At 30.3% G+C, this 5630-nt stretch carries 4 protein-coding genes, 1 pseudogene and 1 riboswitch; all 5 genes and pseudogenes read right to left on the bottom strand.

The window, feature by feature from the left end; all coding sequences use genetic code 11:
• Positions 1–156: 156 nt before the first annotated feature.
• Positions 157–259, bottom strand: a riboswitch (SAM riboswitch).
• Between the two features lie 163 nt (positions 260–422).
• A pseudogene (gene dnaK / locus I4U58_RS12370) lies at positions 423–2159 on the bottom strand (molecular chaperone DnaK); the annotation flags it as partial.
• A 27-nt stretch (positions 2160–2186) separates the two neighbouring features.
• Positions 2187–2948, bottom strand: coding sequence for a DnaJ domain-containing protein (locus I4U58_RS12365; RefSeq protein ID WP_195931649.1), 762 nt, complete (start codon positions 2946–2948; stop codon positions 2187–2189).
• The gene (locus I4U58_RS12360) at positions 2941–3786 is read right to left on the bottom strand and encodes a DUF5685 family protein (protein ID WP_195931648.1); all 846 of its coding nucleotides are present in this window, start codon (positions 3784–3786) and stop codon (positions 2941–2943) included. Before I4U58_RS12360 ends, I4U58_RS12365 begins: the two co-directional genes overlap by 8 nt.
• A gap of 2 nt (positions 3787–3788) precedes the next feature.
• Positions 3789–4202, bottom strand: a complete 414-nt coding sequence (locus tag I4U58_RS12355; protein ID WP_195931647.1) for a hypothetical protein — start codon at positions 4200–4202, stop codon at positions 3789–3791.
• Between the two features lie 265 nt (positions 4203–4467).
• Positions 4468–5556, bottom strand: a complete 1089-nt coding sequence (locus I4U58_RS12350; protein WP_195931646.1) for an iron-containing alcohol dehydrogenase family protein — start codon at positions 5554–5556, stop codon at positions 4468–4470.
• Positions 5557–5630: the final 74 nt, after the last annotated feature.

Below are 5630 nucleotides of genomic sequence, written 5' to 3'. Positions count from 1 at the left end.
TCTCTAAAAATTAGAGACGAGGTTGTATTCTCGCGGTACCACTCTAGTTAGCTTATAAAAAGCCCACTCTGTAACAGATATATTTTTATTTTAAGTTTAATCATTTTAAGTATAAAAAAAGCCTAAGTATAAACTTAGGCAATTGTAATCAGCTTATACTCATCTTTCAACTTAAAAGTTGCAGGATTTAGCACCATATATTTTAAATATTGGTTGCCGGGTTTCACAGGGCCAGTCCCTCCACCACTCTTGATAAGAGTTTGTTCACTTGTTATGCTATTAATAATATATGAGTATAAGATAATTGTCAATAGATTTTTCGACATTTTATTTTGATTTTTAAAATATTCATTTCATCTATTATTCGTATTTAAATTAATTTATAGTTGATATATTAAATCTAAATATATATTTTGTTATATAATCTCTCTTGCACTATTTTCTAAATCGTCTTTTACTTGTCTAATTTCACTTATCTTTGTATTGTTGATTTTATCTGGTTTTGCTTTTCTAACTAATCTTTTTAGATTTCTTAAATTGCCTTTTATTTCAGACTTTTTACTTCTGTCTAAACCAGATTTTGAAGTATCAAGACCTTGCTCTACTTTATAAACAAGTGACTCAGCATCATTTATTATATCAATGTATTCTTTCTTTTTATTATCTTCTGATTCATAAGATTGTGCATCTCTTATTGCTTTTTCTATATCTTCGTCTGATAAGTTTGAACTTGCCGTTATTGTTATACTTTGGCTGTTTCCTGTTTTAAGGTCTTTAGCTGATACATTTAGTATTCCATTTGCATCTATTTCAAAAGTAACTTCAATTTGAGGAATACCCCTCATAGCTCTCTTTATTCCTTTTAATTTAAATTCGCCGATCATTTTGTTGTCTTTAGCAAATTTTCTCTCACCTTGTAATACTTTTATATCTACAGATGTTTGGAAATTTGCTGCTGTAGTAAATATTTGACTGTATTTTGTAGGAATAGTAGAGTTTCTTTCTATAAGTCTTGTCGATACTCCTCCCATAGTCTCAATTGAAAGAGATAATGGAGTTACATCAAGCAGTAAAACCTCATTTAAACTTGGGTCTCCTGATAATTTTCCACCTTGGATAGCGGCACCTAATGCAACACACTCATCTGGATTTAAGTTTTTACTAGGCTCTCTTCCTGTTATTTGTTTTACTTTTTCTTGGACAGCTTTAATTCTTGTTGAACCTCCAACTAATAATACCTTGCTAATTTCACTTGTCGATACACCAGCATCATTTAGGGCATTTTTCACAGGTATAACAGTTCTTTCAACTAAATCATAAGTAAGCTCGTCAAATTTAGCCCTAGTAAGTGTTATATCCATATGTTTTGGTCCGTCTTTTCCAACTGCTATAAATGGCAGATTTATATTAGTTGTCATAGCTGTTGAAAGTTCTTTTTTTGCTTTTTCAGCTTCTTCTCTAACCCTTTGAACTGCTACAATATCTTTAGTTAAGTCAATTCCTTCATTTTTCTTAAATTCTGATATTAGATAATCAGATACTTGCTTGTCAAAGTCATCTCCCCCAAGATGATTATCTCCACAAGTCGCAAGAACTTCGATAACTCCATCTCCTATTTCAATTATAGATACATCAAAAGTTCCTCCACCTAAATCATATACCATTATCTTTTGTGATGATTCGTTATCTAGTCCATATGAAAGTGCTGCAGAAGTCGGCTCATTTATTATACGTTTTACTTCTAGGCCTGCTATTTTTCCAGCATCACTAGTAGCTTTTCTTTGCGAATCATTAAAATATGCAGGTACTGTTATTACAGCTTCTGTAACAGGCTCTCCCAAATAGCTTTCTGCATCTTTTTTTAACTTCATCAGAATCATTGCAGAGATTTCTTCTGGAGTATATTTTTTGCCATCTATTTTTACGCTATAGTTAGTTCCTATATGGCGTTTTATAGATGAAATAGTTCTATCTGTATTTGTGATACTTTGTCTCTTAGCTGTATCACCAACTAATCTTTCCCTATTTTTTGAAAAAGCAACTACTGATGGTGTAGTTCTAAAACCTTCTGCATTAGCTATAATTGTTGGAGAACCACCTTCCATAACTGCTACACATGAATTTGTTGTTCCTAAATCAATCCCAATTATTTTGCTCACCTTAACTGCCTCCTACCTTTCTAATTATCAGCAACATACCATACCATTACAACAAATATTGCACGCAAGGTTTAACATACAAAGCTTGCAACAATAATCATCTAATCCCCCAGTCGAATATCCATATGTCCTTTGTTGTTGATTGTACCAATTTCCTCTACCTTCAAGTACATCTACTAATCTTCTATATTGAATATTATTTGGCTCCATATTAAGAGCTATTTTTGCTTCTTCAAGTGCTTTTATATTATTGCCTAATTTATAATTAACATTGGCACTGTAGTAGTACCATTTAGATGTTCTATTTTCTATATTATCAAGTACATTTCGAGCTTCATTGTAATATCCATTATTAAAATAATTAAGTGCTGCTCTTAAATGCACATCTTCTTCTTGGTTGAAGTTCGGATTATATCCGCCTTGTTCTTGTCTTCCTGTATCAAATCCAAATGCTCTGAAAAAGTCTTCAAAGTCACCAAAATCTTGTTGATTGCCATAACCTCCAGCGTTATCTGTGTATCCGCCATAGTTGCTATTTCTATAACCACCTGGACTTGAAGAATTTCCATATCCATATCCTCCAGATGTATTTGAGCCACCATTTTTCATCTTCATTACTGTTTGGTAGGCTTGTTGAATTTCTTTAAATTTTTCTTCATATTGTTCTTTGTTTGGATTATTTATATTAGCATCTGGATGATATTTTTTACTTAATTTTCTATATGCTTTTTTTATTTCTTCTTTTGAGGCATCCCTAGATACACCCAAGACCTGATAAGGATCAGTCATCTGTTTTTTCCTCCACTTGTTTTCTCTTATTTCTAATTGATTGGAATTTTGCCCATACTCCCGAATATAATATATTTCTCAAAATATCTACATCTTCAATAATAGGAAGCTCTTCAAATTCCCTCGCACATTCTGAAATCATCATAGTCAATATCTGATTTACAAAATCATCAAAATCTTCATTTTGATATATTTCTGAAAAAGGATTGTAATTCCCCTTTTTTAAATCCTTTTCAATATCTTCATATGCATCTATGATGTATATATATTTACCAAGGAAAAATCCCATTCTTGACAGGGTTTGCTTCCACTCATCTTCTTTATATAAAAATAACTCACTCATCAATTCTCCTGAGTAAGACGAAATCTTATCTATATCGTATTCTTTCTTTTTTTCATATTCACTAGATTTTTTTAATATAGCTTCAAGTTTTGCAGTTTTCTCTGGATACTGTTTTTTTATTTTTTTAACCTTATTTTTTACTATTATAGTGTAGATTTTTCGACTTAATTTTTTCTCGTCTTCCCAATCGTCTATACAGTTTAAATAAGCTAAAAATAAATTCATATCAGCTATATAATCTGTAATTTCATTTCTTCTTTTTATGCTCTTTTTAAATGGATGTATCTTACATCTAAAATTTTCTAGTTTTGTCTTAGGTTCATAAAGTCCTGTCAACAAAAGTTGTAAAAATGTCATATCGTAGTTTAATGTCAATTGGGCAAATCGTCCACTTCTGTTGTTTAGTGTTTGACACAGACCACAATAATATGATTTATATACGTCGTATTCTTTAAATTTAAGTTCCTCTTTGTTGATAAGAACATATCCAAACATCTTTAGCTCCTTTTAATAAAATAAGTGTCACATTTTGGGCAGTGAATATTTATTTTTCCTCTTCCTCTTGGAACTCTTACTTTTTGTTTGCACGTTGGGCATTTATATATACGATAAACTTTTCTTTGTTTTAATATACTTTTTTGATTATTTATCTTTTTTCTAATATTAGCTGTCTTATTTAAAAAGTTTTGATTTTCACTTGCTCTTTTATATATATTTCTAGAGAACATTCTATAATAAGTATAAATCAGCGTCGCTAAACTTAAGTAGTACATAGCTACTGATAAGCCTGGTATTAACCTTCTAAATAAGAAATATATTATAAATTCTCCTATAAATAATTTCATTAAAAAGTTATTAAATTGGTCAATTCCATACCTTCCTTGCATAAATCTCATCAATTTCTCTCTCATAAAACTTTCTCCTATTTAATTTATTTATATACTAAAATCATTGTACTTTATTTTTTTAACTTTAGATAATAATAGAGCTTATATGTGTACCCAATATTAACACTAACTAATATTAATACAAGTAATTTATCTCAGTATTAATATATATTGGGCAGCTTTAAAAATCATGTCTTAAAACTCTTAAATTTCAACAATATGGATATATTGGGCAAAAAAATAGTACTAAAAAAATTGTTTTCAGTACTATTTAATCTATAATTTAAAATTATTTTAAAGTCATTCCATAATCGTCACAGTCAGATATTGCTTTTGCAAACATATCTTTTGTAACTCTATCTTTTATAGCATTCCATTCAACTAAAGTCACTGCTTTGTCTACTATTGTTTGTATTCCACTTTTATCTATTCCTAAATCAGCTAAACAAACTGGAAGTCCTAATTCTTTGTTAAATTCAGCTATTTCATTTCTTTTTTGTATTTCTCCAGCACAAGTAAGAAGTGTTAATACACCGAATGAGACAACCTCACCATGTAGTCCTCTTGCTCCTTCTACTAATGTTGAACCGTTGTAAAATGCATGTGCTAGTGAACTGTTGTAATAGTAGTCACTTTCTGTTGTAGTTAAGTTTGAAACTAAACCTGTACTTATTATTATATCAAGCACTACTTGTTTTAATTCTTCAGACTCTGTATTATTTTTGCAGTCTTCTAGTGCTTTTTTACCGTATTTTATAAGAGGTTCTGTACAGACTTTACTTATCCCAACACCCATAAGTGGTGTATGGTCTAAATTTACTCCTTGTGATGAATAAACAGCTTCACATTCCTTTGATAAAGCATCACCAATACCTGCCCAGAATAAATCTTCTGGTGATTCTGCTATTATTTGTGTATCTATGAAAGTATGGTCTGCTGGTTTATCTAAGTAATAATAATCTTTAAATGTGTGATCTTCGTTATACATAACACATATTGCAGTAACTGCTGCACAATTTGAGCCTAAGGTTGGGAAAGTAAATAATGGTTTGTCCAATTTGTCTGCTACAACTTTACAAGTATCTACAGCACGACCTCCACCAACACCAAATATAATATCGGCATTTCTTACTCTTTCATCTGATACTAATTTATCTACATTTTCATAAGTAGAATCATCACCGTATACTATAAAATCTACTATTTGTATATCAGAACCTGCTATACCATCTAATAAAGCATCTTTTGCTTTTTCTATAGCTGTTCTTCCCCCAATTACAACTGCTTTTTTGCCAAGTCTACGAGCTACATTTGGAATTTCTTTATAACATCCTGCTCCTACTGAATAACTTGGAAGATATACATTATAATTCCCCATAATTTAAATCATCTCCTAATATTTTTATATTATTTATGTTTTTTATTCTAGCACTTTATTTATTAAAAATGAAT

Source organism: Clostridium sp. 1001270J_160509_D11 (genome assembly GCF_015667935.1).
Classification (GTDB): domain Bacteria; phylum Bacillota; class Clostridia; order Peptostreptococcales; family Peptostreptococcaceae; genus Intestinibacter.
The sequence above is the reverse complement of the archived record's forward strand: the minus strand, read 5'-3'. Positions and strand labels throughout refer to the sequence as shown.

Excerpts from the sequence above, each read along its gene's own strand:
- I4U58_RS12365 (WP_195931649.1), bottom strand. The coding sequence starts at position 2,948 with ATGACTGATCCTTATCAGGTCTTGGGTGTATCTAGGGATGCCTCAAAA.
- I4U58_RS12360 (WP_195931648.1), bottom strand. The coding sequence starts at position 3,786 with ATGTTTGGATATGTTCTTATCAACAAAGAGGAACTTAAATTTAAAGAA.
- I4U58_RS12355 (WP_195931647.1), bottom strand. The coding sequence starts at position 4,202 with ATGAGAGAGAAATTGATGAGATTTATGCAAGGAAGGTATGGAATTGAC.
- I4U58_RS12350 (WP_195931646.1), bottom strand. The coding sequence starts at position 5,556 with ATGGGGAATTATAATGTATATCTTCCAAGTTATTCAGTAGGAGCAGGA.